The 26,378-nt window shown below is 64.2% G+C and carries 25 protein-coding genes and 1 pseudogene; 19 read left to right on the plus strand and 7 right to left on the minus strand.

Annotated elements, in window-relative coordinates; all coding sequences use genetic code 11:
* Positions 1-17 precede the first annotated feature (17 nt).
* Together A9K66_RS21220 and A9K66_RS21225 are read right to left on the minus strand one after the other, a co-directional pair.
* Entirely contained in the window at positions 18-950 is a 933-nt protein-coding gene (locus A9K66_RS21220; protein ID WP_067327783.1) for a substrate-binding domain-containing protein, read from the minus strand.
* A 271-nt stretch (positions 951-1,221) separates the two neighbouring features.
* Positions 1,222-2,379, minus strand: a complete 1,158-nt coding sequence (locus A9K66_RS21225) for a fumarylacetoacetate hydrolase family protein (protein WP_067327784.1) — start codon at positions 2,377-2,379, stop codon at positions 1,222-1,224.
* A 196-nt stretch (positions 2,380-2,575) separates the two neighbouring features.
* On the opposite strand from A9K66_RS21225, the gene A9K66_RS21230 reads away from it, so the two are divergent.
* The 6 genes from A9K66_RS21230 (at position 2,576) to A9K66_RS21255 (ending at position 8,643) form a co-directional block, all read left to right on the plus strand.
* Positions 2,576-3,859, plus strand: coding sequence for an FAD-dependent oxidoreductase (locus tag A9K66_RS21230; RefSeq protein WP_082954001.1), 1,284 nt, complete (start codon positions 2,576-2,578; stop codon positions 3,857-3,859).
* A 96-nt stretch (positions 3,860-3,955) separates the two neighbouring features.
* Positions 3,956-4,843, plus strand: a complete 888-nt coding sequence (locus tag A9K66_RS21235; protein ID WP_067327786.1) for an ABC transporter permease — start codon at positions 3,956-3,958, stop codon at positions 4,841-4,843.
* Positions 4,840-5,661 carry an ABC transporter permease gene (locus A9K66_RS21240; RefSeq protein ID WP_067327787.1) on the plus strand — a complete coding sequence of 274 codons (822 nt, stop codon included), beginning with the start codon at positions 4,840-4,842 and terminating at the stop codon, positions 5,659-5,661. The genes A9K66_RS21235 and A9K66_RS21240 overlap by 4 nt, the downstream gene beginning before the upstream one ends.
* Positions 5,662-5,688: 27 nt before the next feature.
* The gene (locus tag A9K66_RS21245) at positions 5,689-6,759 is read left to right on the plus strand and encodes an ABC transporter substrate-binding protein (protein WP_067327788.1); all 1,071 of its coding nucleotides are present in this window, start codon (positions 5,689-5,691) and stop codon (positions 6,757-6,759) included.
* A 206-nt stretch (positions 6,760-6,965) separates the two neighbouring features.
* Positions 6,966-7,568 carry a cupin domain-containing protein gene (locus A9K66_RS21250; protein WP_066988889.1) on the plus strand — a complete coding sequence of 201 codons (603 nt, stop codon included), beginning with the start codon at positions 6,966-6,968 and terminating at the stop codon, positions 7,566-7,568.
* Positions 7,558-8,643, plus strand: a complete 1,086-nt coding sequence (locus tag A9K66_RS21255) for an ABC transporter ATP-binding protein (protein ID WP_067327789.1) — start codon at positions 7,558-7,560, stop codon at positions 8,641-8,643. Before A9K66_RS21250 ends, A9K66_RS21255 begins: the two co-directional genes overlap by 11 nt.
* Positions 8,644-8,652: 9 nt before the next feature.
* Here the strand turns inward: A9K66_RS21255 and A9K66_RS21260 are convergent, their stop codons facing one another.
* Complete coding sequence (locus A9K66_RS21260; RefSeq protein WP_066988885.1) at positions 8,653-9,354, minus strand: GntR family transcriptional regulator; 702 nt, start codon at positions 9,352-9,354, stop codon at positions 8,653-8,655.
* A gap of 226 nt (positions 9,355-9,580) precedes the next feature.
* On the opposite strand from A9K66_RS21260, the gene A9K66_RS21265 reads away from it, so the two are divergent.
* The 9 genes from A9K66_RS21265 to A9K66_RS21305 all read left to right on the plus strand — a co-directional run bounded on the left by A9K66_RS21265 (position 9,581) and on the right by A9K66_RS21305 (position 18,658).
* Complete coding sequence (locus A9K66_RS21265; RefSeq protein ID WP_067327790.1) at positions 9,581-10,621, plus strand: ABC transporter substrate-binding protein; 1,041 nt, start codon at positions 9,581-9,583, stop codon at positions 10,619-10,621.
* Positions 10,622-10,697: 76 nt separating this feature from the next.
* Positions 10,698-11,780 carry an ABC transporter ATP-binding protein gene (locus tag A9K66_RS21270; protein ID WP_067328014.1) on the plus strand — a complete coding sequence of 361 codons (1,083 nt, stop codon included), beginning with the start codon at positions 10,698-10,700 and terminating at the stop codon, positions 11,778-11,780.
* Complete coding sequence (locus tag A9K66_RS21275) at positions 11,777-12,700, plus strand: ABC transporter permease (protein ID WP_067327791.1); 924 nt, start codon at positions 11,777-11,779, stop codon at positions 12,698-12,700. Before A9K66_RS21270 ends, A9K66_RS21275 begins: the two co-directional genes overlap by 4 nt.
* Positions 12,697-13,497 (plus strand): ABC transporter permease, encoded by an 801-nt coding sequence (locus tag A9K66_RS21280; protein ID WP_067327792.1) that lies wholly within the window; start codon positions 12,697-12,699, stop codon positions 13,495-13,497. The genes A9K66_RS21275 and A9K66_RS21280 overlap by 4 nt, the downstream gene beginning before the upstream one ends.
* A 24-nt stretch (positions 13,498-13,521) precedes the next feature.
* Entirely contained in the window at positions 13,522-15,108 is a 1,587-nt protein-coding gene (gene ggt / locus A9K66_RS21285) for a gamma-glutamyltransferase (RefSeq protein ID WP_067327793.1), read from the plus strand.
* A 50-nt stretch (positions 15,109-15,158) separates the two neighbouring features.
* Entirely contained in the window at positions 15,159-16,688 is a 1,530-nt protein-coding gene (locus A9K66_RS21290; protein ID WP_067327794.1) for an acyl--CoA ligase, read from the plus strand.
* Positions 16,688-17,665 (plus strand): 2-dehydropantoate 2-reductase, encoded by a 978-nt coding sequence (locus A9K66_RS21295; RefSeq protein ID WP_067327795.1) that lies wholly within the window; start codon positions 16,688-16,690, stop codon positions 17,663-17,665. Before A9K66_RS21290 ends, A9K66_RS21295 begins: the two co-directional genes overlap by 1 nt.
* Before the next feature lie 107 nt (positions 17,666-17,772).
* Positions 17,773-18,126 (plus strand): nuclear transport factor 2 family protein, encoded by a 354-nt coding sequence (locus tag A9K66_RS21300; RefSeq protein ID WP_066988871.1) that lies wholly within the window; start codon positions 17,773-17,775, stop codon positions 18,124-18,126.
* A gap of 184 nt (positions 18,127-18,310) precedes the next feature.
* Positions 18,311-18,658 (plus strand): ArsC family reductase, encoded by a 348-nt coding sequence (locus A9K66_RS21305; RefSeq protein ID WP_082954003.1) that lies wholly within the window; start codon positions 18,311-18,313, stop codon positions 18,656-18,658.
* A gap of 197 nt (positions 18,659-18,855) precedes the next feature.
* Here A9K66_RS21305 and A9K66_RS21310 read toward each other — a convergent pair whose 3' ends face one another.
* The 3 genes from A9K66_RS21310 to A9K66_RS21320 all read right to left on the minus strand — a co-directional run bounded on the left by A9K66_RS21310 (position 18,856) and on the right by A9K66_RS21320 (position 21,537).
* Positions 18,856-19,203 carry a DUF488 domain-containing protein gene (locus A9K66_RS21310; RefSeq protein ID WP_067327797.1) on the minus strand — a complete coding sequence of 116 codons (348 nt, stop codon included), beginning with the start codon at positions 19,201-19,203 and terminating at the stop codon, positions 18,856-18,858.
* Between the two features lie 22 nt (positions 19,204-19,225).
* The gene (locus tag A9K66_RS21315) at positions 19,226-20,482 is read right to left on the minus strand and encodes an aminopeptidase (RefSeq protein ID WP_067327798.1); all 1,257 of its coding nucleotides are present in this window, start codon (positions 20,480-20,482) and stop codon (positions 19,226-19,228) included.
* Positions 20,483-20,622: 140 nt separating this feature from the next.
* Entirely contained in the window at positions 20,623-21,537 is a 915-nt protein-coding gene (locus A9K66_RS21320) for a LysR substrate-binding domain-containing protein (protein ID WP_067327799.1), read from the minus strand.
* 95 nt (positions 21,538-21,632) lie between these two features.
* Here A9K66_RS21320 and A9K66_RS31285 point away from each other — a divergent pair.
* From A9K66_RS31285 to sbmA, 3 genes and pseudogenes are all read left to right on the plus strand, one after another.
* Positions 21,633-21,816: pseudogene (locus A9K66_RS31285) on the plus strand (hypothetical protein).
* A 72-nt stretch (positions 21,817-21,888) separates the two neighbouring features.
* Positions 21,889-23,049 carry a YbfB/YjiJ family MFS transporter gene (locus A9K66_RS21325; protein ID WP_067327800.1) on the plus strand — a complete coding sequence of 387 codons (1,161 nt, stop codon included), beginning with the start codon at positions 21,889-21,891 and terminating at the stop codon, positions 23,047-23,049.
* Positions 23,050-23,171: 122 nt separating this feature from the next.
* Positions 23,172-24,431, plus strand: coding sequence for a peptide antibiotic transporter SbmA (gene sbmA / locus A9K66_RS21330; protein WP_066999060.1), 1,260 nt, complete (start codon positions 23,172-23,174; stop codon positions 24,429-24,431).
* A 69-nt stretch (positions 24,432-24,500) separates the two neighbouring features.
* Here the strand turns inward: sbmA and A9K66_RS21335 are convergent, their stop codons facing one another.
* Positions 24,501-25,505 carry a polysaccharide deacetylase gene (locus A9K66_RS21335; RefSeq protein WP_067327801.1) on the minus strand — a complete coding sequence of 335 codons (1,005 nt, stop codon included), beginning with the start codon at positions 25,503-25,505 and terminating at the stop codon, positions 24,501-24,503.
* Positions 25,506-25,707: 202 nt separating this feature from the next.
* On the opposite strand from A9K66_RS21335, the gene A9K66_RS21340 reads away from it, so the two are divergent.
* Positions 25,708-26,373, plus strand: coding sequence for a tetratricopeptide repeat protein (locus A9K66_RS21340; RefSeq protein WP_066999055.1), 666 nt, complete (start codon positions 25,708-25,710; stop codon positions 26,371-26,373).
* Positions 26,374-26,378 lie beyond the last annotated feature (5 nt).

The following is a 26,378-nucleotide window of genomic DNA, read 5'->3' on the forward strand; positions in this document are numbered from 1 at the left end:
ACCGTTAATGTCAGCAATTACTTGCCGGACAGGATCTTGTCATAAACGCCGGCAGTATCCTTTTCATAGAGCGCGCCGGTGATGACGTTGAAGCCCGGAGGAATGCCGGCAGACGCCATCGCCGCCATCGAAAGTGCGATGTAGCTGGTCGCCTGCGGGTCCTGCCACTGCGCGGCGTTGACATAGCCGTTCAGCACTTCCTGGGTGGTGTCGAGCGAGTTGCCCCAGCCGACAACGGGGATCTCGCCCGGCTTGACGCCGACTTGGTCGAAGACGCGCTTGACCGAGCCTGTGACGAGGTCGCCGAGGCCGATGATCGCCTTCACCTTGCCCTTGTGGGCGGTGAGATAGTCGACCATGCGGTTGATCACTTCGGCCTGGTCGAGCGTCGCCTCGGTCACCTCATAGGTGATGCCGAGCGGCTCGAACACGCTCTTGATGCCTTCCTCTTCCTGCACGCCATAGGTGGCGCCGGGCACCTCCACCGGCATCCATACGAAGTCGCCCTTCTTCACCAGGCCCTTGTCGACCAGATACTGCGCCCAGTGCTTGCCGAAGGTGACGTTGTCGCCGCCGACATAGGCGTTGAAGTTGGCCTTCGGGTCGGGCGTGTTGAAGTTGATGATCGGAATGTTGGCCGCACGGGCCTCCTTGACGATCTCGACGAGGCTGCCCGGATCGGGGCTGGTGGTGACGATGCCGTCGGCCTTGGCCGAGATGGCGGCGCGAACAGCCTCCTGCTGCGAGGCAACGTCGCCATTGTGGAACGAGGTGTTCACCTTGTTGCCGGTGTCGGTCGCCCATTGCTTGGCACCGGCCAGGAAGTAGGTCCAGACCGGATCGGCCGGCCCGCCATGCGAAATCCAGTAGAAGGTCTTGGCCTCGGCAATCGCCGGAATGGCGATTGCCGCGATCAAGCCAAGCACGAACAGTCTCAGCCTCGAAAGCATCGATTTCCTCCCATGTTGAAAACCACCTCCACATCAGGCGCGATGCGGTCCTCAAGGGTCGCATCTTCCTGCCCGCGCCGACCGGACGCCTCTAGAGCATTCCCTTTTTCGGCCGCTGGCAAGCCTCGATCGTCAATGGATGTTGGCACAGCTCCGCACGCCATCAGCAATCCCATCAGATTGCATCAGTTACCGTGATATTTTCCCGGCAAACGCCGCTGCGCTCATCAGCCTCCAGTGATGAGCAAGCGTATGCCGTTGTGATCCGCTGCTAGATCAGACCGGCTCTGGCGAGATCGCGCATCAGGTGGCTGGCGCCGTAGGTCCAGGGCGGGCAGTCGGGCGACAGGCGCACCCGGTTGGTCAGCGCGCCCAACTTTTCCGACGAGATGGTGACGATGTCGCCGACCTTGTGGGTGAAGCCCTTGCCCTTTTCGCCGCGATCCTTCGACGGCACGAACATGGTGCCGAGATAGAGCGCCAGCCCGTCCGGGTATTGGTGATGCGGTCCCATCGCGGCTCTGACCAGCTCTTCCGGCGAGCGGCTGATCTCGGCCATCGAGCTTGCGCCCTCCAGCGAAAAACCGTCCTCGCCCTCGACGCTTAGCCGCACCGTGGCGCGCTTCACGTCGGCGATGGAAAAGGTCTCGTCGAAGAGCCGGATGAAAGGTCCAAGCGAGGCGGAAGCATTGTTGTCCTTGGCCTTGCCGAGCAGCAGCGCCGAGCGTCCTTCGACATCGCGCAGATTGACATCGTTGCCGAGCGTGGCGCCGACGATGCGGCCCGAGCTGTCGGCGATCATCGCGATCTCCGGCTCCGGATTGTTCCAGGTGGAGACCGGATGCAGCCCGACATCGGCGCCGAAGCCGACGGAGGCCATCGGCTGGCATTTGGTGAAGATCTCGGCATCGGGGCCGATGCCCACTTCCAGATATTGCGACCAGGCGCCGCGCTGGATCAGCTTGGCCTTGATCTCCATCGCTTCCGGCGACCCTGGCTTGAGCTTGGAGAGATCATGGCCGATCAGCCCGGCGATGTCGGCGCGGATGGCGTCGGCCTTTTCCGCGGAGCCGCGGGCCTGCTCCTCGATGACGCGCTCGAGCAGGCTGACGACGAAGGTGACGCCGGAAGCCTTCACCGCCTGCAGGTCGACGGGGGAGAGCAGGATCGGCTTCTTGGCGTCGCGCTGAGACTCGAAGCTGTTGGCTGCGATGTCTTCCAGTGTGCCGATCGCCTTGGCCCGGGCCGAGCGCACGTAGGCGGCCGGGTCCTTCAGCTCGCAGAGGTCGCGCACGGTAGGCGCCGCGCTCGACGTGATGTCGATGACCTCGCCTGCGCGCACCGTGACCACCAGCGGATGGGAGGCTTCGCTGGTCCTGGCGCGGCCGACGAAAAGGCCGTCGCCAGGGAGGCGGGTTAAATCGGTCATGGTCTTCTGTCCTCTCGATTGTCGCGCGGCACTTTCCCCGCATTTAATGCAAACGTCTATCCCATCGATGGCGAGGTTATGAGCCAATGGCATGCTGTCACATAGCCAAGCGCCGACTGGCCCATCGGGTCCCCTTTCAAGCTCATGAAATCAGCAATAGGATTTTCACGAGCCTCCAGCGCCTCAGGTGACCCAATTGCCCGCAGCCTTTTCCGATCCGATCTGGCAAAAGCCCCCAACAGCTCCGGCGTTCCAGTCCGAGCTGTCGAGCGACGGCACGCTCGACGCGGTGATCGTCGGCGGCGGCATCATGGGTCTGTCGACCGCCTTGCACGCGGCCCGCGCCGGTCTTTCCGTCCAGGTGCTGGATGCCGGCGCGATCGGGCAGGGCGCGTCGGGCTTGAACGGCGGCCAGGTCATTCCCGGCCTCAAATATGATCCCGAATGGCTGATCGAGCACTTTGGCAAGGAGCGCGGCGAGGCCCTGGTCGACTTCGCCGCCTCGACGGCCGACGCGGTGTTCGATGTGATCCGTGACGAGAAGCTTGCGGTGCCGTTCACGCGGAACGGTTGGATCCAGGCCGCGCACACCGAGACCGCGCTGAAGGCGGCGGCGAACCGGGATCGGCAATGGCGGGCTCGCGGCGCCGACGTCAAGCTGCTCGACCGAGCCGAGATCGCCGCGATGACCGGCGCCAAGGGCTATCTTGGCGGCTGGCTCGACCGCCGCGCCGGCGTCATCGATCCGCTGTCCTACACGCTCGAGCTTGCCCGCCTCGCCTCGGACGTCGGCGTCGGGATCGCCGAACAGCAGCGGGTGGTGAGGCTCACCAAGGAAGCGGGCGTCTGGCGGGTCTCCACGCAAGGCGGCGCCGAACTGCGCGCGAAGGCGGTCGTGCTCGCCACCAACGCCTATACGGACGGCCTGCTCCCCGGGCTTGCCCGGACGATTGTGCCTCTGCATTCCTTCCAGATCGCCACGGCGCCGCTGCCGGCCGAGCTTGCGGCAAGCATCCTGCCCGGCGGGCAAGCCGTTTCCGATTCCCGCCGCATCTTGGTCTATTACCGCAAGGGCCCTGATGGCCGGATGGTGTTGGGTGGACGCGGCCGCATGGCCCTGCCTTCAAGCGCGGCCGATTGGGCGCATTGCGAACGCGCGCTGCTGCGCCTCTATCCGGCGCTTGCCGGCATCGCCGTCGAAAAGCGCTGGTTCGGCCGTGTGGCGATGACCCCGGATCATCTCCCGCACCTGCATGAGCCGGAAAAGGGCCTGCTCGCCGTGGTCGGTTGCCAGGGCAGGGGCGTCGGACCGATGAGCGCGCTGGGCAAGCGCATGGCGGATTACCTCGCGACCGGCGATGTCAGTCGATTGCCTTTCCCGCTGTCGCCGATCCGGCCGATCCCGTTCCACGCCTTCCGCCAGGTCGGCGTTGCCGCCACCATCGCCTGGTATCGGATGCTGGATGCCTTCGAGCGCTGAAGTTGAACGCGGCAGCGCATCACCGATTTAGCTTGACAGTTTCAGGAATATGAAAAATCATTAGCTGATTTCAAAAATCCGATGGGCAGCTAGCAGATGTCCACCATCGTTGCAGCGCGACGATCGCCGGAAACCCGCATCTCGCCGGTTTTCCGCTTTGCCATGCTGTTGCCCGGCGGGGTGGTCACCTTCTTCCTCATCCTCTTTGCCCTCGGCCTTGTGCTCTTCCTTGCCTTCAGGAGCAATGACGGCTCGCTGCTCGGCGCCGGCCTGACGGCGGCAAACTTCGTAACTGTGGCCACCGATCCGCTCTACTGGACGGTGACGCTGCGCTCGCTGGTCATCGCCGGCCTGGTGACGCTCGCCACCGTCGCTACTGCATATCCGGTCGCCTACTACCTCGCCTTCCATGCCGGCCGCCGGCGCAACCTGCTGCTCTTCCTGGTCACGCTGCCGTTCTGGACCAGCTACCTTTTGCGCGTCTTTGCCTGGAAGATCGTGCTTGCCTATAACGGCGTCCTGAACTCGGCTTTCATCGAAAGCGGCCTCTGGTCGGAGCCGACGCTCGCCTTCCTCAACACGCCGGCCGCGGTGGTGGTGACGCTTGCGCACGCCTACGCGCCTTTCGCCATCCTGCCCATCTACGTGGCGCTGGATACCATCCCGAAATCGCTGCTCGAAGCCGCCTCCGATCTCGGCGCGCGCCCGTTCACGTCGTTCCGCCGCGTCGTGCTGCCCAATTCGATGCCGGGGGTGCTGGCGGCGGCTCTCGTCGTCTTCGTGCCGACCGTCGGCGACTATGTCACGCCGGCTATGGTCGGCGGCCCGGCCAGTACCATGATCGGCACGCTGATCCAGTCGCAATTCGGCAAGGCCAATGACTGGCCGTTCGGCGCGGCCCTGTCGGTCTGCGTCATGCTGGTCATCCTGTGCGTGGTCCTGGTCGCGCGCGGCGCCGACCGCCGGTTTGGCAGCCGCACATGAGCGCGGCGCGCAAAGAGGCAAATGCGGGCGGTCGCTGGCTCGGCCTCTATGTGCTTGCCTATCTCGTCTTCCTCTATCTGCCTATCCTTTTGATCCCGCTGTTTTCCTTCAACGATTCCATCCAGGCGGCGTTTCCGCTGCAGGGCTTCACGCTCGGTTGGTACGAGACCCTCTACGGCAATCCGGCGCTGTCCGGCGCTTTGGCCAACAGTCTCGTCATCGGTGTCGTTGCTGCCTCGGGGGCAACGCTTTGCGGCATCACCGTTTCCTATATGGACCTCTACGGCCGCTCGCCGCTCGCGGCTACGATCAGTGCCATAGCCCGGCTGCCGATCCTAATCCCCGGCGTCATCGTCGGCATCTCGCTCTTGATCCTGGTCAATCTCATTGGCCTCGGCCCGTCGCGCGTTGCAATCGTGCTCGGCCATATCCTGGTGGCGCTGCCGACGACGGTGGTGGTGATGCGCAGTCGATTCGCCGCGATCCCAAAGACCATTCGCGAGGCGGCGCTCGACCTTGGGGCGTCGGACTGGACAACGTTCCGGCGCGTCATGCTTCCGCTCAGCCTGCCGGCGGTGCTGTCGGCCTTCATGCTCGCCTTCCTGACCTCCTTCGACGAGTTCATCGTCGTCTTCTTCCTCGCCGGCACCGAGCCGACGCTGCCGCTCTACATTTGGAGCCAACTGCGCTTCCCGCGTTCGCTGCCCACGGTGATGGCGCTCGGAACGGTGATCCTGGCCGTGTCCTTCGTCATCGCCACCCTCGCCGAGATCCTGCGCCATCGCGGCCTCGGCGCCGCGCGCCGCAATCCAGCCTGAACCACAACAAAGAAGAGGAGAACGAAAATGACAGTCCACCTGAAATCGATCACGGGATACAAGGCCCGCGCGGGTCTAGCCGCACTCGCCCTGGCGCTGTCGTCGACCGTCGCTTTGGCCGCCGACAAGCTGCAATATTTCACCTGGTCGGGCTACGAGCTGCCCGACTTCAACAAGAGCTTCCTCACCGCGCATCCGGATGGTGTCGAGGCCACGATCTTCGGCGATGACGACGATGCCTTCACCAAGGTCAAGGCCGGCTTCCGGCCCGACATCGCCCATCCCTGCTACGACAAGGTGGCGCGCTGGAACAAGGAAGGCCTGCTGCAGCCGATCGACACCAAGCGCATCAAGAATTGGGATTCGATCTTCCCGGTGTTCAAGAACCTGCCCGACTTGCAGGCAGGCGACGGCAAGGTCTGGATGGTGCCGTGGGACTGGGGCAACACCTCGATCCTCTACCGGACCGATCTGGTGAAGAACCCCGAGGCGAGCTGGAACCTTTTGTGGGACAAGCAATATGCCGGCCGCATGGCGACCATCGACGCCGTGCACGACACGCCGATCGTCGCGGCACTTCTGGCTGGCGTGAACCCCTTCGACATGACGCCGGAGCAGATGGAAAAAGTCGCGGCGAAACTGCGCGAGCAGCGGCCACTGCTGTCGAGCTACACCACCGACATGACCTCGGTCGAGCAGGCGCTGGTCAGCGGCCAGTTGGTCGCCGCCATGACCTGGAACGCGTCGGCCACGTCGCTCAAGAAGCAGGGCGTGCCGGTCGAGTTCATGAAGCCGAAGGAAGGCATGCTCACCTGGGCCTGCGGCTTCGTCATGCTGAAGGACGCCAAGAACGTCGATCTCGCCTATGACTTCATCAACAGCCGGCTCGACGCCGATTCGGGCAAGTACCTCATCCAGTCCTACGGCTATGGCAGCTCGCTTTCGACCGCCTTCGCCGGCGTGTCGAAAGACGAGCTGGACAAGCTGCAGCTGCCGGCGGATCCCGACGTGATGCTGAAGAGCACGATCTTCACCGGACCGATGAAGCAGAACGACGACGTCGCCAAGATGTTCGAGAAGGTGAAAGCCGGCGGCTGAGCGCACTTGCCTTCTCCGCCTGTGGGAGAAGGTGGACCGGCGCGCAGCGCCGAGACGGATCAGGGGTGATCCAGGGAACGCCGACGTCTCACTTCGCTGGAGCACCCCTCATCCGTCGCCTTCGGCGACACCTTCTCCCACAAGGGGGGAAGGGGGGGCCTGGCGGCGCTGCGCCGCACCGGTGGAAAGACAACAAGGACTATTTGATGGACATTGTTGACGAAGCAAAACCGAAGGACGATGCCGACGTGCGTGTCGGCCGGCGCGTGCGGGCGCTGAGGCTCGAGCGCAAGCTGTCGCTGGCCGAGCTCGCCGCCAAGGCCGGCATATCGATCGGCGCGCTCAGCCAGATCGAGCGCGGCATGTCCTCCCTGCGCGTCAAGGTGATCTGGCCGCTGGCCGCCGCCCTCGACATCGAGCCCTCGGCCCTGATCGCCGACGGCGATGAAGCGGTCAACGACCTCTATTGCGTGCGCGCCGACAAGCGGCGCGCAATCCCGGTCAAGTCCGAGGGCATCGCCAAGGCGCTGCTCTCGCCGCCCGCCGCCACACTCACCGGAATGCTGGTGACGGTCGAGGCCGGCGGCGGCACCGCCGAAGCTTATGCCCATGCCGGCCACGAATTCGGCTTCGTGATGACGGGCGAGGTCGAGCTGGTGGTTGACGCCACGGCCTATGTGCTGAAGGCCGGCGACAGCTTTGGCTTCAAGAGCACGCTGCTGCATGCCTTCCGCAATCCGGGCGCCGAGCGCTGCCAGATCCTGTGGGTCAACACGACAAAACCCTCCGAGGTGCGCGATGGCGCCTGACGCGCTCGTTCGTCTAGAGAACGTCTCGAAGGTCTTCCCGGGCGGCGTGGTCGGGCTCGATGCGGTCGATCTCGACATTGCGGCGGGCGAGTTCCTGACCCTGCTCGGCCCCTCAGGCTGCGGCAAGACGACGAGCCTGCGCGTCATCGCCGGCTTCGAGAGCCCGACCAGCGGCAACGTGCTGCTCGAAGGCGGTGACATCACCGGTCTGAGGCCCTTCGACCGTCCGGTCAACACCGTCTTTCAGGACTATGCGCTGTTCCCGCATATGGACGTCGCGGCGAATGTCGGCTTCGGCCTCTCGCTGCGCAAACTGTCCGGCACCGAGCAGGCCAAGCGCGTCGGTCAGGCGCTTGACATGGTCGGCCTAGCCGACAAGCTGCGCGCCCGCATCTCCGAACTGTCGGGCGGTCAGCGCCAGCGCGTCGCGCTTGCCCGCGCCATCGTCTGCGAGCCGCGTGTGCTCTTGCTCGACGAGCCGCTGTCGGCGCTCGACGCGCATCTGCGTGAGCAGATGCAGGTCGAGCTCAAGCGACTGCAGTCCCGGCTCGGCACCACCTTCGTCATGGTCACGCACGACCAGACCGAGGCGCTGTCGATTTCCGACCGCATCGTCGTCATGAACAAAGGCCGCATCGAGCAGATCGCGCCGCCCGCGACGCTTTACGACCGTCCGGCGACGCGGTTCGTCGCCTCCTTCATCGGCACCATGAATCTTCTGCAGTCACGCTTTGTCGGGCGCGACGGCGAGCGGCTGCGCTTTACCGCCGGCGAGCTGCCGCTGGTGGCCATACCGGAGACCGGCGAGATACCGGCTGTTGGCGACGCACGCACCATCGGCGTTCGTCCGGAGGATCTTGTGGCGGCCACCGAGGCCGCCGAAGGCACCGCGCCGGCGCGGGTGAGTGGCATCGTCTTCCACGGTCGCACGTTGCGCCTTCACGCCGAACTGGGGCAGGGGACTGCAATTGTCATCGATGCTCCACGCCGCGCCGACGGTTTTCGATTCAGCATCGGCGACGTAGCGCACGTCAGCCTGCGGCGTGGCGCCAACTGCCCTGTGCTCTCGAACTGATCGCCGGCCTCACGAAGCCTTGGCGAAAAAGCCCTGATAATCGGACTTGGCCTGCAGCAGGCGCAGGATGTTCTCGCGCGAGCCGCGCACATGCGCGCGAGCGCGCTCGCCGGCCAAAGCGACATCACCGGCGCAGATCGCGTCGACGATGCCCGTATGCTCCTCGCGGGTGAGCTTCCACTCGTCCAGCCACAGAAGCTCGGTCCACACATATTGCTGGCATTTGTCGAGGATGCCGCAAAGCATGCCGTGCAGCATCTCGTTGCCGCTGATCTCGGCGATCACCCGGTGCAGATCGATGCCGACCTGCAGCTCCTCAAATTTCTCTCGTGTGCTGCGGTCGGGGATTGCCGCCAGCCGTTCGCATTCGGCGAGCATGTCGCGCAGCCGCGCCTTGTCGGCGGCGGTCGCGTTCGCCGCCGCCAGCTCGGTCGCGCGCCCGTCGAGCAGCTCGCGAATGTCGAAGGCCTCGCGGAACATGGTCAGGTTGAACTCGGCAACGATATAGCCCTGGCGCGGACGTCCGATCACCAGGCCGTCGCGCTCGAGACGGTTGAAGGCTTCGCGCACCGGCGTGCGGCTCACCTTCAGGCGCTCGGCGATCTCGTTCTCGGTCACGCGGCCGCCTGGCGGGATCTGGCCGGTGATGATCAACGCCTTCAGCTTCTCGAACACCGAATCGCGCAGCGTGTTCTTTCTCTCCTTGCTCAAGCGTCCCGCCTCCAACGGTCAGTCACGGATTCGCAGTCTAGTGCCTTTTGGCTCCTGCTTGAAACAGGGCCGTGTCAAACGCTCCCGACCCGAAGCCTCAACTCATCGCCGCCCAAAATACGCTCGGCACATGTTGACATCGGCTTCCGGAGAATTACACTCAAAATTGTATACAAATTCGCATACCAAATCAACGATAATGGGAACACCGGTTGGAGAAGCGAAAATGACGAAGAGACTTTGCATTCACGGTCTGGCCGTAGCCGGCCTGCTGGCCTCGGCCGCCGTTCCGGCCTCGGCCGCCGACACCATCACCGTCGCCTCATGGGGCGGCACCTATCAGGAGGCACAGACCAAGGCCTTCTTCGATCCGACGGCCAAGGAGCTCGGCATCACCATCAAGCAGGACACCACCAACGGCCTCGACGACGTGCGCCTGCAGGTCACCGGCAATGCGGTGAAATGGGACATCACCGAGCTTGGCGCCGACGAATGCGCGCGCGGTTCCAAGGAGGGCCTGTTCGAAAAGCTCGACTACAACGTCATCGACAAGAGCGGCATCAACCCGAAGCTCGTCCATGACGACTGGGTTGGCATCTCTTACACGTCCGTCGTGCTGATCTACCGAACCGATGTTTTCGGCGACAAGGGACCGAAGACCTGGGCCGATTTCTGGGACGTGGAAAAATTCCCGGGCCGGCGGGCGCTCTCCGGCAGCCAGGCGACGGAGACACTGAGCGTCGCGGCGCTCGCCAAAGGCACTCCGATCGACAAGGTCTATCCGGTCGACATCGACGGCGCGCTGCAATCCGTCGATAAGGTCAAGGGTCACATCGACGCTTGGTGGACCTCGGGCGCGCAGGCCATGCAACTCGTCAAGGACGGTGAGGTCGATATGGCGAGCATCTGGAACGGCCGCGCCGGCACCCTGAGGAAGGAAGGCGCACCTGTCAGCTTCTCCTTCGACCAGGGTGTGCTTACCGCCGACTGCATGGTCATCCCGAAGGGCTCGAAGAACAAGGACCTCGCGATGAAAGCGCTGGCCAAGTTCGTCAGCCCCGACCTCCAGGCCAATCTGCCGCTCTATGTCGACAACGGCCCGGCCAACGAGAAGGCCTTCGAGACCGGCAAGATCCCGCAGGAGCGCATCAAGGACATCAACTCCGCGCCCGACAACGTCAAGAAGCAGGTGCTTCAGGATCCCGAGTTCTGGCGCGACAACCTCGTCGAGGCGACGGAGAAGTTCAACAACCTGATCCAGCAATAACGACTGCGCGGCGGAGCGGCGCGACGAGGCGCTGCTCCGCCGCGCTATCAATGATCCGGAGTTGAAGGAGATGCTCTTGTCTCTTGCGCCGACAGCGCTTCCCATCGGCATCCACGGTATCGAGAAGCGCTTCGGCGCGCTCTCCATCCTGAGCGATCTCAGCCTCGATGTCGCGGCCGGTGAATTCCTGACGCTGCTCGGTCCGTCGGGGTCGGGAAAGACCACGCTGCTGATGATCCTGGCCGGCTTTGTGCGGGCCAATGCCGGCTCGATCACGGTCGGCGGCGAGGAGATCATCACCATGCCGCCACACAAGCGCAACATCGGCATGGTGTTCCAGAACTATGCGCTGTTCCCGCATATGAACGTCTTCCACAACATCGCCTTTCCGCTGAAGCAGCGGCGCGTATCGGCGGCGGAAACGGCCGAGCGTGTCGAGCGGGCGCTGGACCTGGTGCAGCTGAAAGGTCTCGGCGAGCGCCGCGTCGACCAGCTTTCGGGCGGCCAGCGCCAGCGCGTGGCTTTGGCCCGCGCCATCGTCTTCGAGCCGCGCATCGTGCTGATGGACGAGCCGCTGTCGGCGCTCGACAAAGGCTTACGCGAGCACATGCAGATCGAATTGCGCAACCTGCATCGGCGGCTCGGCATGACGACGGTCTACGTCACGCATGACCAGCGCGAGGCGATCACCATGTCCGATCGCATCGCGGTCATGAATGCCGGACGCATCGAGCAGATCGACCAGCCCGAGGTGCTCTACGCCCGGCCTAAGACGAAGTTCGTCGCCGGCTTCATCGGCGAATCCAATTTCATCCCGGTCGAATGCCGCAACGGCAGCGTCTGGTATGAGGATCGGAAGCTGCGCATGAATGACCCGGCGCCGTCCGCCGGTCGGCACTTGATGGTGGTGCGGCCGGAGAAATTGCGGCTGCTCGCCGACGCGGATCAGGCACGTCCCGTCAACGCGCTGCCGGCAACGGTCGGCGATGTCATCTATCAGGGCGACAGCTTCATCTGCTATGCGACGCTTCGCGACGGCCGCCAGGTGACGCTGCGCGACTATTGTCGCAGCGACGTGCTGGCGAAGCTGCCGGCGCCGGGCGAGCCGATCGCGCTCGGCATCGATGCCCAGGACGTCGTGCTGGTGTCGGATCAATGAGCGTCGGGTCCGCCAGTCTTGGTCACGCCGTCGGGCAGGACGGGGAACTCAACGCCTGGGCATTGCGCTCGGATGCCAGGCGCCAGGCGCTGGGGCTTCTGGCGCTGCTGTCGCCCGGGCTGTTCCTGGTATTCGCCGTCATCATCGTACCGATCGGCTGGCTGTTCTGGTTGTCGTTGTTCGACGAGAGCGGCCAGCTCAGCCTCGCCAATTACGCGCGCTTCTTCGAGCAGGCGTCCTACATCAAGACCTTCGCGACCACCTTCAAGGTTGCCTTTGTTGTCACTGGCGCCTGCGTGCTGTTCGGCTACCCGCTGGCCTATATGCTGTCGCAACTGCCGCGCCGCGCCGCCTCGATCTGCCTGATCTTCGTCATCCTGCCGTTCTGGACCTCGGTGCTGGTGCGCACCTATGCCTGGCTGGTCATCCTGCAGCGCAAGGGGCTGATCAACAATTGGCTGATCGATCTCGGCGTGATCGCCCAGCCGCTGCCGCTCGCCAACAATTTCGCCGGCGTCGTCATCGGCATGACCCACATCATGCTGCCCTTCCTGGTGCTACCGCTCTATGCTTCGATGAAGACCATCGATGTCGACTGCCTGCGCGCCGGCATGAATCTCGGCGCCAGCCCCGCCGCCACCTTCCGGCAGATCTTTTTCCCGCTGTCGCTGCCGGGCCTCGCCTCCGGCGTGGTCATCGTCTTCGTGCTTTGCCTCGGCTTTTTCGTCACGCCGGCGCTGATGGGCGGCGGCAAGGTCATCATGTGGGCGATGCGCATGGAGCAGGCGACCAGCCTCTACTCGAACTGGGGCGCGGGTGCTGCGCTCGGCGTCGTGCTGCTTGCCGTCACGCTGGCGCTGCTCGGCTTCTTCCAGTGGCTGCTCGGCGCGCGCGCCACCGGCGTTTGGAGCCAGCGATGAGCGCCGAAAGCAGCCTGCCTATAACGCATTGGCAACGCCTCTGGCTCTATCTGCTGGGCGGCCTCGTCATGCTGTTTTTGATCGCGCCCTCGGTGATTATTGTCATCATGTCCTTCTCCGGCTCGACGCTGCTGCAGTTCCCGCCCGAGCAATGGTCGCTGCGCTGGTATGAGAGCTATTTCGGTTCCGTCGAATGGCGCGACGCCACCATCGTCTCGGTGAAGGTGGCGGTGATGACCGCGATCGTGGCGACGCCGCTCGGCACCGCAGCTGCCTATGCCATCAACGCCGGCACGCTCAGGCTGACCGGCGCCATCAATGCGCTGCTCACGGCGTCGCTGATCATTCCGGTCATCCTGATCGGCATCGGCACTTTCTTTCTCTATGCCCGCATTGGCCTCAACAACACGCTGACCGGCCTCGTCATCGCCCACACCGTCCAGGCGTTGCCGCTGGTCGTGCTCACCGTCCTGTCGGGGCTGCGCTCTTACGACATGAACCAGGAGATGGTGGCGCGCAGCCTTGGCGCCGGCCGCTTCGCGGCCTTTTTCCAGGTGACCATGCCGCAGTTGCGCTTCTCGATCGTCTCGGGCGCGCTCTTTGCCTTCATCACCTCCTTCGACGAGGTGGTGGTGTCGCTCTTCATCTCGGGCGGTGAGACCACGACGCTGACGCGCCGCATGTTCAATGCATTGCGCGACCAGATCGATCCGACGATTGCCGCCATTTCGACTTGCCTGATCGTGCTATCGATCGTCTTGTTGTCCGCCGCCCAGCTTTTCGGCCGCGGACGTTGAGAATACAGGGATACCTCGAACAGAATGCGTGATTTCCAGTTTCCAGGCCGCTCGCCGGTCCGCGCCACCGAAGCCATGGCCGCGACCTCGCATCCGCTCGCCACACTTGCCGCCATCGACATGTTGCGGTCCGGCGGCAACGCCATGGATGCGGCTGTCTGCGCCGCGGCCGTGCAGGCGGTTGTCGAGCCGCAATCCACCGGCATCGGCGGCGACTGCTTCGTGCTCTACTGCCCGAAGGGAGAAGGCAATGTGATCGCCTTCAACGGCTCCGGCCGCGCGCCCCAGGCCGCTACGGTCGACTGGTATCTGGAGAGAGGTTTCAGCGAGCTGCCGAAGCAGGGCGCGCACGCGGTCACCATTCCCGGCGCCGTCGACGCCTGGTGTCGGCTGTTGGAAGACCATGGCCGAAAGGGCATAGCCGAAGCGCTCGCTCCCGCCATCCATTACGCCGAACAAGGCTACGTCGTACACGACCGCGTCGCCTTCGACTGGGAGGATCCGGAAACCGACCTGTCGGCCGACGAAGTGGCGGCGCGCATTTTCCTCCCGGGCGGCAAGCCGCCAAAGCCCGGTGATGTGCATCGCCAGCCGGAACTGGCGGAAACGCTGCGCATCATCGCTAAGCGCGGCCGCGCCGGTTTCTACGAAGGCGCTGTTGCGGAAGACATCGTCGGTCGGCTTCGCCAACTCGGCGGCCTTCATACGCTGGACGATTTCGCCGCGACGAAGGGCGACTACAAGACGCCGGTCAGCACCTCCTATCGCGGTCATGACATCCACCAGATGCCGCCGAACAATCAGGGCCTGACCGCGCTATTGATGCTGAACGTGCTCTCAGGCTTCGATCTCGGCGCGCTTGAACCGAATGGCGCAGAGCGCCTGCATCTGGAGATCGAGGCCGGCCGGCTGGCCTATCGCGACCGCGACAACCTGCTCGCGGATCAGGATCACGTTCGGGTGCCGGTGAAGGAACTCCTCTCCATCGCCTATGCCGACCGGCTGCGCGCCGAGATCGACCGGGAACGCGCCATGACGCATTTGCCGCGCGTCGATTTGCCGGGCAGCGACACGGTCTACATCACCGTCGTCGACCGCGACCGGAACGCGGTGAGCTTCATCAACTCGACCTATTATTCCTTTGGCAGCGGCGTCGTCGGTCCGAAGACCGGCGTCGTGCTGCAGAACCGCGGCACTTCGTTCCGGCTCGATCCGAAGCATCCGAACGCAATAGCGCCGGGCAAGCGGCCGATGCACACGATCATGCCGGGCATGATGGTGAGGGACGGCCGTGCCGTGATGCCCTTCGGCGTCATGGGCGGCGGCTATCAGCCCTTCGGCCATGTCCATCTTTTGACCAACATGATCGACTTCGGCATGGATCCGCAGCAGGCCTTGGATGCGCCGCGCGTCTTTTACAATCACGACGTCGTGGAAGCCGAGCGAAGCGTGCGTCCCGATACGGTCGAAGGCCTGCGCCGCCGCGGCCATCGTGTTGTCGAGCCAGACCATCCGCTCGGCGGCGGGCAGGCGGTGCTCATCGATTGGGAAAAAGGCACGCTGACCGGCGCCTCCGATCCGCGCAAGGACGGCTTGGCGCTCGGATACTGAGCAGCCCTTTGCTGGACATCGGCCGATCGTTCGAAACATAGTCTGGAACCATGACAACAAGCGAAAAACCCTTTGATCTTGCTCATCGCCTCGCGCCCGGCGCCGAAGATGCGCCAGCCATCGCCGCGCCCGACCGGACAGTGCTCTCGCATGGCGGGCTGCGGCGTCTGATCCAAGAGACCGTGACCCGGCTCAACACGCTCGGCATCGGCCGTGGCGACCGCGTTGCCATCGTGCTCCCGAACGGCCCGGAGATGGCAACGGCCTTCATCGCGGTCGCCGCAGCGGCGTCCACAGCGCCGCTCAATCCAGCCTACCGGGCCGACGAGCTCGATTTCTATCTCAGCGACATCGGCGTCAAGGCGATCCTTGTCGGCAAGGACGAGCAAGGACCCTCGGTCGAAGTTGCCGAACGCCTCGGCATTGCGGTGCTGCGGCTGGCGGTGCCTGAAGGCGCGCCGGCCGGCATCTTCACCATAGAGGGCGGCCCGGTCGGGCCGCCGGTTGCCTCCGGCTTGGCCGAAGACAGCGACACCGCTCTCCTTCTGCATACCTCCGGCACTACATCGCGGCCGAAGCTGGTGCCGCTCAGCCACGCCAACCTCGCCGCCTCGGCCGCGCATATCGGCGCCACGCTGGGCCTGGGCTCGGCCGACCGCTGCCTCAACATCATGCCGCTGTTTCACATCCACGGGCTGATCGCCGCGGTGCTATCCTCGCTCGCCGCCGGCGCCAGCGTCTTCTGCACGCCGGGCTTCAACGCGCTGCGCTTTTTCCAATGGCTCTCCGAAGCGAAGCCAACCTGGTATACGGCGGTGCCGACGATGCACCAGGCGATCCTGCCGCGCGCCGCGCGCAATCCCGAGCAACTGGCCGAAGCGAAGCTGCGTTTCATCCGCTCGTCGTCGGCCTCACTCCCGGCGCAGGTCATGGCAGAGCTGGAGGCGACTTTCGGCTGTCCGGTGATCGAGGCGTACGGCATGACCGAGGCTGCGCACCAGATGGCGTCCAACCGGCTGCCACCCGGACTGCGCAAGCCGGGCAGCGTCGGCGCCTCGGCCGGACCGGAAGTGGCCGTCATGGCGCCGGATGGAAGGCTGCTCGAGCCCGGCGAGATCGGCGAGATCGTCATTCGCGGCCCGAACGTCACCGCCGGCTACGAGAAGAATCCGGACGCCAACGCCAGCGCCTTCGCGCATGGCTGGTTCCACACCGGCGACCAGGGCGTGCTGGACGAGGACAATTATCTGCGCGTCACCGGCCGGCTGAAGGAGATCATCAATCGCGGCGGCGAAAAGATCTCTCCGCTCGAGGTCGACGGCGTGCTGATGGATCATCCGGCGGTGGCGCAGGTCGTCACCTTCGCCATGCCGCATGACAAGCTCGGCGAGGAAGTGGCTGCCGCTGTCGTGCTGCGGGAAGGCCAGAGCGCCAGCGAGGCCGACATTCGCGGCTTTGCCGCGACTCGGCTCGCCGATTTCAAGGTGCCGCGCAAGGTGGTGATCCTGGACGAGATCCCGAAGGGCGCCACCGGCAAATTGCAGCGCATAGGCCTCGCGGCAAAACTCGGTTTGAGCTGATGCGCATTACAGTCTTCGGCGCCGGCGCCATCGGCGGCTATCTCGCCGCCAAGCTGGCGATTGCCGGCCGCGTCGATCTGTCGATCGTCGCGCGCGGCGCGCATCTCGAAGCGATCCAGGCCGATGGCCTACGCCTCATCGAGGACGGCAAGGAGACGATCGCCCGGGTGAGAGCAGCGGCCACGGCCGAAGAACTCGGCATTCAGGATTACGTGGTGCTGGCGCTGAAAGCGCATTCTCTGGCGCCGGCGCTGGGCGAGATTGCACCGCTGCTGGGCGAGGGGACAGCCGTCGTCACCATGCAGAACGGCGTGCCCTGGTGGTACTTCTACAAGGCCGGCGGCGCGCTCGAAGGCACGCGGCTTGATGCGGTCGATTCCGGCGGAAGGATCTGGGAGACCATCGGGCCTGAGCGCATCATCGGCTCCGTCGTCTATCCGGCCGTCGAGGTCGATGCGCCCGGGCGGATCCGCCATGTCGAGGGCACGCGCTTTTCGCTCGGCGAGCCTTCGGGCGAAAAAAGCGAGCGGGTGACTGTGCTGGCGCGCGAGATGGTCAAGGCCGGGCTGCAGGCGCCGGTCCGCGAGGACATACGTTCGGAAATCTGGGTGAAGCTTTGGGGCAATCTTTCGTTCAACCCGATCTCGGCGCTGACCGGCAGCACGCTTGCGGCGATCGTCGCCGATGAAGGCACGCGGGCCGTCGCCCGCGCCATGATGCTGGAGGCGCAGGCGATTGGGGAGCTCCTCGGCGTGCGCTTCGTGATCCCCGTCGACCGGCGCATCAAGGGGGCCGGCGACGTCGGCGAGCACAAGACCTCGATGTTGCAGGACCTCGAACGCGGCCGCCCGATGGAGGTCGACGCGCTGGTAACGGCAGTGCAGGAGCTTGGCCGCCTGACCGGCCAGCCGACGCCCGCCATCGACACCGTGCTGGCGCTGGTGCGCCGGCTGGCGATCCAGCGCGGCTGCTGTTAGCAGACCGGCATTCGATCCTGACACGATTTGTCAGCTACCGACGCTTCGGCGATGGCAGGTCACGAGGGAGCTCCCTATCTCGGGTCTGTCCAAACCGGGAGGAAATCATGACCACTGCCGAAGTCGCCAAGCATTTCACCGAACTCCTCAAGCAGGGCGACAACCGCGGCGCTGCCGCGAAATACAATGCCGATAACATCGTCAGCTACGAGGCGATGGAAGGGCCCATGGCCGTTTGCAGCGGCAGGGACGCCGTAAAGCAGAAGGGCGAATGGTGGGAAGCGAACCATGAGGTTCACGGCGGCTCGATCGAGGGCCCCTACGTCAATGGCGACCAGTTCGCCTTGCGCTTCACCTTTGACGTGACGCCCAAATCTACCGGCGAACGCGTCAAAATGGATGAGGTTGGCCTCTATACGGTCAAGAACGGCAAGATCAGCGAAGAGCGCTTCTACTATTGAAGCCGATCGGCGTCTGGCATTCCGAATCTTCGTTGCAGGATCTGAAAATCAGACATGGCGGCCAAGATGATATTCCGGCCGCCATGGAGAGCGCCAAATCGTCTTCACGTAGTCACGCTGGCAAAGCGGGCAAGGCAAGCCTAGGATTCGGCCAGATTCGCAATCCATCCGCCCGAGGTCCGAATTGACGATCACCATGTACGGCATCACCACCTGCGACACGATCAAGAAGGCGCGCGTCTGGCTGGAGAGCCGCGACCTTCCCTACCGCTTCCATGACTATCGCGCCGAAGGGATCGAGGCGGAAAGGCTGAATGGCTGGGTCGATAAGGTCGGCTGGGAGAGACTGCTCAACAAGGGCAGCACGACTTTTCGCGAACTGCCGGAGAAGGATAAGGAAGCGCTCGACGAGAAGAAAGCGAAGAAGCTGATGCTCGCCAAGCCCACTATCATCAAGCGGCCCGTGCTGGAGGTGGGTGGCCGCATCTTGGTTGGTTTCAAGCCGGATGTTTATGAAGAGGCGGTGAAGTAGGATTCGGCAGGCGCGGCACACTATCCCTCGTCATCCTAGGGCGAGCAACGAGCGAAGCGACGCGCGCAGACCCTAGGATTCCATGCCGCGACGCTAAAGCGTTGTGGCGGTTTAAGAGTTCTGCTCCGTTGCGTCCTTCGGTGACAGTCACGGCATGGATCCTCGGGTCAAGCCCGAGGATGACGACGAGAGAGAGGTTACTCCCTCCGCAAATACCCCATCAACGCCACCGCATTGTTATGCGCCTCGTCATGCGCGCCGAAGAGCAGCGTCACCTTGCCGTGGCGCAGCAGTTCTCGCAGCTGCGCCACAGCCTCCTCGTTGCCGTCCAGCTCGGCGCAGTACCGCTTCTGGAACTCCGGCCATCGTTCGAGATCATGCCCGAACCATTTGCGCAGTTCGGTGCTCGGCGCGATCTTCTTCAGCCAAAGGTCCAGCGCGGCGTCCTTCTTGGAGACGCCGCGCGGCCAGACGCGGTCTACCAGCACACGCTGGCCATCGCTCCTCTCCGGCGCTTCGTAGACGCGCTTTACCGCCACGTCCAAGGCTGTCTCCGCGTCGGGTCTCTCAGGCCCACTCGCCCTTGCGCATCACCGGCACGCGGCTGCCGTCCTTGCCGACGCCGTCGATGTCGATCTTGTCCGATCCGATCATCCAGTCGATGTGGATGAAACTCTTGTTGCCGCCGCGCTCGGCAATCTCGTCCTGGCTGAGCGAGGCGCCGTTGACGAAGCACTTCGAATAGCACTGTCCGAGCGCGATGTGGCAGGCGGCGTTCTCGTCGAACAGCGTGTTGAAGAACAGCAGGCCGCTCTTCGAGATCGGCGAGGAATGCGGCACCAGCGCCACTTCGCCGAGCCGGCGCGCGCCCTCGTCGGTGTCCAGCACCTTCTTCAGAACGTCCTCGCCCTTCGAGGCCTTGGCCTCGACGATCCGACCGCCCTCGAAGCGCACCGAGATCTCGTCGATCAGCGTGCCCTGGTAGGAGAGCGGCTTGGTCGAGGAGACATGGCCTTCGACGCGCCTCGCATGCGGCGTGGTGAAGACTTCCTCGGTCGGGATGTTCGGATTGCAGGTGATGCCGTTCTTCGCCGTCGAAGCGCCGCCCATCCATTCATGACCTTCCGCCAGGCCGACGGTGAGGTCGGTGCCCGGTCCGGTGAAATGCAGCGCGTGGAAATTGTGCTCGTTCAGCCATTTCGTGCGCTCGGCCAAGGCCGCGTTGTGCGCCTTCCAGTTGCCGATCGGATCCTCGACATCGACGCGCGAGGCCGAGAAGATCGCGTCGGCGAGCCTCACCACCGCGACATCGTCGGGCTCGCCCGGGAACACTTGGCGAGCCCAGGCAACATCCGGATATGCCACGATGTTCCAGTTGATGTCGAAACCGGTGATCTTTTCGAGCGCCGGCTGGTACGCCATCGAATTCGCCTTGTTGGCCCGCGCCACCTTGGCCGGGTCCTGCGCCGACAGCAGAGACGGATCCTCGCCGCGCACCGCAAGCCGCGCCGCATTGTTGGCGAAGGCTTTCGCCATGCCTTCGTAAAGCCAGCCGGCGGCGCGGTCGAAGCCGGCGTCGGCGCCATAGCGGAAACGCGCCAGCGTGATCTCGTCGTCGTTGAAGATCGGCGTCACCAGCCCGGCGCCGGCCTTATAGGCATGCTCGACGATGCGCCGGGTCAGCGGCAGCGCCGCGATCGAGGACGTCAGCACCAGGTCCTGTCCCGGCTGCAGCTGCAGCCCGACCTTGACGGCGACTTCGGCCAGCCTGTCGAGCTTCACCGGGTCGATGGTTGCCGAGACGCCGCGCGAATGTGTGGTCATGATCCTGCCTGCCGTGATTGTGAGGTCTGATCCTTACATAGACCGCTGCGCCCGGCCTTTCCACCGCGATCGACTGGGCCTCCAGGCATGATCGCGAAAAGTGCATGGCGGCGTTCGGACAAGATCATGCTCAAACGAGCTCAGGCGGCGCTGTCGAGCGCCCGGAACTGCGCCTTGGTCGCTTCGATCTCCTCGCGGACCCAGGCCTTGAAGTCGCGCACCTTTCGGCTTTCGCTTTTGGTGGCCGAGGTCACCATCCAGTAGCCGAGCCCGCTTTCAGCTCGCACCCCGAAAGGGGCGACCAGCCGGCCATCGGCCAGCGCATCGGCGGTCAGCAATTGCCAGGCGAGCATCACGCCATGGCCGGCGATTGCAGATTCCAGGCAGAGCATCGGATCGGTGAAGCGCGCGCCTTTTTGGAAAGTGACCGGCTCGACGCCGGCCGCCTTGAACCAGCTATCCCAGCTGATCATTGCCCGCTCGTCGGTGATGGCGCAGGTCCGCGCCAGGTCCTCGATCGAGTTCAGCTTGGCCGCGATCGCTGGTACGCAGACCGGAAACACTTCCTGCGCCAAAAGCAGTTCCGCGGTTACTCCCGGCCAAGCGCCGTGGCCCATCCGAATCGCAATGTCGATATCGGAATGGTCGAGATCGGCGAGCCTGCCTGAAGCGTCTATGCGCAAGAGCACGTTGGGATGGCGGGCAAAATGCCGCGACAGCCTGGGCAACAGCCATTTCGAGGCGAAGGCGGGCGCCACCGACACCACCAGGGTGCATTCCCTTGCCTCGTCGGCCAACGCCACCGCTTGCGCAAGCTCGCGGAAGCCGGCGCTCAGCCGGGCCGTGAAAACGACGCCAAATTCCGTCGTCACGAGTCCGCCGGACGTCCGCTCGAACAGCGCCTGCCCCAGCTGTTTTTCCGTGCGCTTGATCTGCTGGCTGACGGCGCTGACCGAAACATTGAGTTCGGCAGCCGCCGCGGCAAGCGATCCAACGCGGGCAACGGTTTCGACGGCACGCAAGCCATTGAGGTGGACACGGTTCAGGATCGTCATCCAGTTTTTCTAAACTTGCTGGTCTCAAATCTCAATTGAAACGTGCCGACGAAAAGCGGATTCTAGCGAGGCAAACCGGGTTTGGAGGCAGGTCGATGAAGATTTTCTCTTTGCTGAAGGGGCTTTCCGGCGCTGAGCCAAGACAGGCTTGGCAGGACGACGGCGACGGTCGATCCTCTGTCGCATCCGGTGCTGGACGCCATGTCGGAGCGCGAGCTCGGCGATATGCCGTTCCGGCTCACGGCCGGCCGCACGGTGTACGAGACGGCTTGCCGCTGAAGGCGGACCAAGCCGGCCTGGCCCAACGCAATCGCATTGTTTCGCACGTGCACACATTTATGCTGCGCTGCAATGAAAGCCGCTTCGCCATCTCCCTTGCGCCTTGCCCTCGCCGGCATGACGGCTCTCGCCGTCGCCATGGGCATCGGCCGCTTCGTCTACACGCCGATCCTGCCCGGCATGATGGAAGAGTTGCACCTGACGCCGGCAGACGCCGGCTGGATCGCTTCCGCCAACTATCTCGGCTATCTCATTGGCGCGCTCGCCGCGGCCGGCGGCTGGGCGCATGGCCGCGAGCGTCTGCTGATGTTCGCAAGCCTTGCCGCGAGCGCCGTGCTCGCGGCTTCGATGGGACTGAACGAGACGATGGCCGCTTTCCTCGCCATTCGTTTTCTCGCCGGCCTGGCCAGCGCCTTCGTCATGGTTTTCATGTCGTCGATCGTCTTCAGCCATCTTGCAAAGGCAGGCCGCGGCGATCTGCAAGCGCTGCATTTCGGCGGTGTCGGCCTGGGCATTGCGGCGTCCTCGGCGCTGCTGGCCATCCTCGTCACGGCCCATGCCGGCTGGCCCGCGGGCTGGCTATGGTCGGGAGCAATTTCCGCTGTCGGCCTGCTCCTCGTCGCGATCCTCGCGGGCTCCGCCACGCCCGCCAATGGCATCGACGGGCCTGAACCGGCGTTGCCGAAGGATAGATCGCTGACGAAGATAATCCTTGCCTATGGGCTGTTCGGCTTGGGCTATGTGGTGACGGCCACTTTTCTGGTCGCCATCGTTCGCCAGGACGGCGGCGGACGCGTCTTCGAGGCCTCGGTCTGGATGATCGCCGGTCTTGCCGGCTTCCCCTCGACCTGGTTCTGGCAAAAGCTCGCCGGCAGGATCGGGCTTTATACGGCCTATGCCGTGAGCTGCCTGGTCGAAGTGATCGGCGTCATCGCCAGCGTCGTCGTCAAAGGTTTCAGCGGGCCGCTTCTGGCTGCCATATTGCTCGGCGGCACGTTCATTGCCATCACCGCGTTCGGCCTGCAGGCAGCAAGGCAGCTTGCGCCGCAGGCGCCGCGCCGCATCTTCGCGGTGATGACCGCCGCCTTCGGCCTCGGCCAGATCATCGGTCCGATTGCCGCCGGCTTGCTCGCCCAGGCTTCGGGCAATTATGTGCTCGCCTCGATCATGGCGGCTGCCGCTCTGCTGGTCTCCGGCGTCGTTGCCTGGTCGGCTGCACCAAAATCGCCATGATTTGTGGTCTTGTTCGGTGCCGGGCGCCGGGCCGGGCATTTTCTTTCCCAGTAATGTGTGACCTTATGCCCGCCGAACAGCAACGCCGCTGATTTGCGGTCAGACCGAGGAAACCCGCCACAGTGTTCGTATCCTTCTTCCCGCAGCCGAAGCTTTTCTTCACCTCGGCCGCCCTCTGGAGCCTTGCGGCGATCCTGTTCTGGTTCTTCGGCGGCGAACAGCTGGGCGCCATCCTCGGCATGCCGCCGGCGGCTGCGGGTGCGCCGCCCATCATCGGCATCGCGGTTCTATGGTCGAAGCCGTTCTTGTGGTTCTACATGTACTTCGTGGCCTGTGTGGCGATCTTCTACGCGTTCTGGAGCTGGTATGCTCCGCATCCGTGGCAGAACTGGTCGATCCTGATGACCGCCGTCATTCTCTTCTTCATCTATTTCAACGTGCAGGTCAGCGTCGCCGTCAACAACTGGTACGGACCTTTCTTCGATTATGTCCAGGGGCTGATGTCCGGAACGACGCCATCGACTGACATCGAGTTCTACAGGGGGTTGGCCGACTTCTCCTGGCTGGCGCTGGTCGGCATGAACGTGCAGGTGGTCAACGCCTTTATCGTCAGCCACTGGATCTTCCGCTGGCGCACAGCGATGAACGACTACTTCATGGCGAACTGGGGCCGGCTGCGCCACATCGAGGGCGCTTCGCAGCGCATCCAGGAAGATACGATGCGCTTCTCGCAGATCATGGAGGACCTGGGCTCGAGCTTCGTCCAGTCGATCATGACCCTCATCGCCTTCCTGCCGGTGATGATCCAGCTGCAAGCGCACATCACCGAGTTGCCGATCCTGGGCGCGGTGCCGCAGCCCCTGGTCGTTGCCGCGCTGGGGTGGTGCATATTCGGCACGGCCTCGGTGATGCTCGCCGGCATCAAGCTGCCGGGCCTCCAGTTCCGCAACCAGCGCGTCGAGGCCGCCTATCGCAAGGAACTCGTCTACGGCGAAGACCATCCCGACCGGGCGCAGCCGGCGACGACGACGGAACTGTTCGACAATGTGCGCCGCAACTACTTCAGGCTCTATTTCCACTACATCTATTTCAACGTCGTCCGGTACACCTACCTGCAGGCCGACAACATCTTCTCGCTGCTGATCCTCGGGCCCTCGCTGGTTGCGCACAAGATCACCTTCGGTGCGCTGAACCAGATTTCGAACGCCTTCGGCAAGGTGACGAATTCGCTGCAGTTCCTGTTGAATTCCTGGTCGACCATCGTCGAGCTGCAGTCAGTGCACAAGCGCCTGCGCGCCTTCGAGGCAACGCTGGAAGGCGAGCCGCTGCCAGACATCGACCAGCGTTATCTCGCGCGGCAGAGCGCGGAGGATCCGGCGTGAACTCGGAACAATTGCGGAGCGCCTTTCCGTCCGGAATTGCGCCCAGGCAAGAGATTGGAAGTGGGCGGCTCAGCCGCCCACGGCAACCCGTGCATCGCCGGAGCGCTGCCGCTCGATATAGTCGCGGAAGCTGATGCATTCGACCTGCTCCATGACGCAGACTTCACCGGCAACGCGCTCCAGCGCGTTCCAGTAGGCGCCGGCATTCATCTGCGTGAAGTGGAAGCCGAGCCCCAGCGGAAGTCGTTTGCCGTTGTATTGCGCATCGAAGGCTGCGCGAAACGCCCGATAGGCGCGGTCGGCGAACACGCCCGCCATCGACGGCTTCTCCAAGCCGCCCGAATGGCGAACATAGAGGTTGTAGTCCATGGCGACCACCCGCTTCGACTTCGGCCCTTCCGGAATCTGCGGCAATGCAAAGCGGGTGGTGCCGTTCTTTGCGCGCGGCAGGGCAGGGCCGTTCGAGACACCGCTTGCGTCATATTGGAAGCCGGCCTCGGGCAGCGCTTCGTAAAGCGCCTTGCCGGTCGAGAGGTACGGCGCGCGAAAACCGATCACGGCATGGCGGGCGAATTCACGCCAGCCAGAGGGCTCGGGCGAAATGCCGTTGATCGCATAGGCGTTTTCGAGGACGCGGCCGAACGCCGAGAACTCGGCCAGCCAGTTGGCCTTGCTCCAGCCCCTGCCGTCGAAATGTCCGCAGGCATGACTGCCGATGTCGTGACCTTCGGCGGCCGCGAGCCGGATCTGTTGCAGCCGGTCCGCGACATCCTGCTCCGAGGCGGCGAAGCCGATATTCGATTTGCCGGCACCCTTGCCGGGCGCGACGTACTCGGCGCGCGTTTTCGGCGAGAGCAGGAAGACGCAGGACAGAAAATACGTGAAATGCGCGCCGGTGCGCTTTGCCAGCGCGCGGCTGCGCTCCCATTGCGAGATCTCGCGTGCGCTGTCGAAGGAGATAAGCACGATCTGCTTTGGTTTCGCCGCCATCGGTTTCGGCGGATCGGCAAGCGCCGTGCCAACGGAGCCAAGCCAGGCGAGGCTGAACGCAAGGACGCGGAACGAACGTGGCACTGGCAACCTTTTGGGCAACCTTTGGGGCTGTAGGAAAGCCGTCTATCGCCCAAATGTAGCATCGATGCGTTCCGGCAAGGCCTGTGGGGCACTGGGAGCCTCCGCCGATTTTCCGGCGATCCCCCTTCCATGCCGACGAAATTTCGCTAAAACGCGGGGCTCAAGAAGCGCTCCGTTCCGGGGCCGCAATGGTTTTTGATTGATGTCGGACGACAGTTTTATCCGCGAAGTCAACGAAGAGATTCGTCGCGAGCAGGCGCAGGCGCTGTGGGACCGCTTTGGTCCTGCCCTGCTCGGTGCCGCGATCCTGATCGTGGTGGCGACTGCCGCCTTCGTCGGCTACCGCTACTGGGACGAGACCCGCGCCAACCGGTCGGGCGATGCCTTCTCGCAGGCGCTCAAGCTCGCAAATGACGGCAAGAACGACGAGGCGATCGCCGCTCTCGATCAGCTTGAAAAGGATGGCTATGGCGCCTATCCGCTGCTCGCCCGCATGCGGGCGGCGACCGTCAAGGCCGACAAGGGAGACGTCGACGCCGCCGTCAAGGATTTCGATGCGGTCGCGGCCGACAGCGCCATTCCCGCAGGCATCCGCGACATGGCGAGGCTGAGAGCGGCGCTGCTGCTGGTGGATCACGGCTCGTTTGCCGATGTCTCCAGCCGTGTCGAGGCGCTCACCGCCGACACCAATCCGCTGCGCAGCTCGGCGCGTGAGGCGCTCGGCCTTGCCGCCTGGAAGGAAGGCAAGTCGGCGGATGCGCTGAAACTGTTCGACCAGATCGCTTCGGATGACGGCGCCCCGCGCAATGCGCGCCAGCGGGCGCAGTTGATGTCCGAGCTGATCCGCGGGTCGGGCAACGCTTCGTGACCCCG

It is taken from the genome of Mesorhizobium sp. AA23 (assembly GCF_001672435.1).
Lineage (GTDB): Bacteria > Pseudomonadota > Alphaproteobacteria > Rhizobiales > Rhizobiaceae > Mesorhizobium.

Excerpts from the sequence above, each read along its gene's own strand:
- A9K66_RS21325 (WP_067327800.1), top strand. The coding sequence starts at position 21,889 with ATGAAAGCCGCTTCGCCATCTCCCTTGCGCCTTGCCCTCGCCGGCATG.
- A9K66_RS21320 (WP_067327799.1), bottom strand. The coding sequence starts at position 21,537 with ATGACGATCCTGAACCGTGTCCACCTCAATGGCTTGCGTGCCGTCGAA.
- ggt (WP_067327793.1), top strand. The coding sequence starts at position 13,522 with ATGCGTGATTTCCAGTTTCCAGGCCGCTCGCCGGTCCGCGCCACCGAA.
- A9K66_RS21250 (WP_066988889.1), top strand. The coding sequence starts at position 6,966 with ATGGACATTGTTGACGAAGCAAAACCGAAGGACGATGCCGACGTGCGT.
- A9K66_RS21245 (WP_067327788.1), top strand. The coding sequence starts at position 5,689 with ATGACAGTCCACCTGAAATCGATCACGGGATACAAGGCCCGCGCGGGT.
- A9K66_RS21340 (WP_066999055.1), top strand. The coding sequence starts at position 25,708 with ATGTCGGACGACAGTTTTATCCGCGAAGTCAACGAAGAGATTCGTCGC.
- A9K66_RS21255 (WP_067327789.1), top strand. The coding sequence starts at position 7,558 with ATGGCGCCTGACGCGCTCGTTCGTCTAGAGAACGTCTCGAAGGTCTTC.
- A9K66_RS21300 (WP_066988871.1), top strand. The coding sequence starts at position 17,773 with ATGACCACTGCCGAAGTCGCCAAGCATTTCACCGAACTCCTCAAGCAG.
- A9K66_RS21290 (WP_067327794.1), top strand. The coding sequence starts at position 15,159 with ATGACAACAAGCGAAAAACCCTTTGATCTTGCTCATCGCCTCGCGCCC.
- A9K66_RS21235 (WP_067327786.1), top strand. The coding sequence starts at position 3,956 with ATGTCCACCATCGTTGCAGCGCGACGATCGCCGGAAACCCGCATCTCG.
- A9K66_RS21295 (WP_067327795.1), top strand. The coding sequence starts at position 16,688 with ATGCGCATTACAGTCTTCGGCGCCGGCGCCATCGGCGGCTATCTCGCC.
- A9K66_RS21220 (WP_067327783.1), bottom strand. The coding sequence starts at position 950 with ATGCTTTCGAGGCTGAGACTGTTCGTGCTTGGCTTGATCGCGGCAATC.
- A9K66_RS21240 (WP_067327787.1), top strand. The coding sequence starts at position 4,840 with ATGAGCGCGGCGCGCAAAGAGGCAAATGCGGGCGGTCGCTGGCTCGGC.
- A9K66_RS21225 (WP_067327784.1), bottom strand. The coding sequence starts at position 2,379 with ATGACCGATTTAACCCGCCTCCCTGGCGACGGCCTTTTCGTCGGCCGC.
- A9K66_RS21280 (WP_067327792.1), top strand. The coding sequence starts at position 12,697 with ATGAGCGCCGAAAGCAGCCTGCCTATAACGCATTGGCAACGCCTCTGG.
- A9K66_RS21275 (WP_067327791.1), top strand. The coding sequence starts at position 11,777 with ATGAGCGTCGGGTCCGCCAGTCTTGGTCACGCCGTCGGGCAGGACGGG.
- A9K66_RS21265 (WP_067327790.1), top strand. The coding sequence starts at position 9,581 with ATGACGAAGAGACTTTGCATTCACGGTCTGGCCGTAGCCGGCCTGCTG.
- A9K66_RS21315 (WP_067327798.1), bottom strand. The coding sequence starts at position 20,482 with ATGACCACACATTCGCGCGGCGTCTCGGCAACCATCGACCCGGTGAAG.